The following is a 1073-nucleotide window of genomic DNA, read 5'->3' on the forward strand; positions in this document are numbered from 1 at the left end:
TTGGGCTTGCGAAATGAATGTTAATGACAAAGCAAATAACAAAATCAATTTTGTCTTCATAATTATTAAAATGATGGGTACTTGTTTATTTAGATGTATTTGATCATCTTATATATTAATCGTTTATTTGAACTTTGGTAACGGTTCGTGTAACCGTCAGTTACGGGTTAATATGCGTTAATTTTCGGTTTAGAACTGGCGTTAGCAATTTCGAGTGGATTCGGACGTAGTCGAATCCGCCGTAATTGCGGTTATACATTGTTGCCACCAGTTTTTATTTTTACCAGACTTAAAATCAGAAGTCCAATTAATCCAATATTCGACCAAATCGCATACTTTTCCATTCGCTCACTTTTGTCCTTTTTAAAAGTCAATTCCTCTGCGATTTGAATTTTGTCAGAGTCGATATTTTTGGTTTCTGTTATTTCGAAATCGAATTCACTTTTGTGCTCCGTTATAACTTTCAAGTATTCAATTCCGCCGTTTTTATTCTTTGCTACAACCCAAAATTCTGTCGTTCCATCATTCTCAAACCAAAAGTCAGACTTTTCATTTGGTTTTAGCTCTGTGTTATAAGTCACATAATTTCCCGTTCCATTCCAGTTGTTGCTCCAAAAAGTTATCGCGTAAATTTTTAAGTTTTTATCGGTCAGGTTTTCAGTCCGAACATTAACTGGCGTAGAAGCTCCAAATGAATCGTCAAACAACGAATTTAAACCCAATGCTGAAAGTCCGACAAAAATTCCAAAACCTACTAATATTTTGAGTCCAATGTTCCGCTTTTTACGAGCAAAAAATTTAATTGACAAGATTATTAAAAGTAGGAACGCTGAAAATAGAAGTATCGTCATTTTTTAAATTGGTGGCAACTTGTTTATAGCGATGTAAAATACACTTCTATACTCCCAAATCGGAATAAAATTGATGTATTTGATCATCTATTATTCGAATCGTTTATTTGAACTTTAACGGTTGAGCTATGAACAGTTCGGGGGCAAACTAACGTTTGCTTTCCGCCACGCACATAACGAAATCTTTTTGTTTTGATTTATTTTTTCCTATTCAGAGCAAAA

At 33.9% G+C, this 1073-nt stretch carries 1 protein-coding gene; it reads right to left on the reverse strand.

Going from position 1 to position 1073, the window contains the following annotated elements:
- Nucleotides 1-251 precede the first annotated feature (251 nt).
- Complete coding sequence (locus GTQ34_RS16580) at nt 252-851, reverse strand: hypothetical protein (RefSeq protein WP_166524923.1); 600 nt, start codon at nt 849-851, stop codon at nt 252-254.
- Nucleotides 852-1073 lie beyond the last annotated feature (222 nt).

The organism is Flagellimonas ochracea (assembly GCF_009903685.1).
Lineage (GTDB): Bacteria > Bacteroidota > Bacteroidia > Flavobacteriales > Flavobacteriaceae > Flagellimonas > Flagellimonas ochracea.

Excerpts from the sequence above, each read along its gene's own strand:
- GTQ34_RS16580 (WP_166524923.1), bottom strand. The coding sequence starts at position 851 with ATGACGATACTTCTATTTTCAGCGTTCCTACTTTTAATAATCTTGTCA.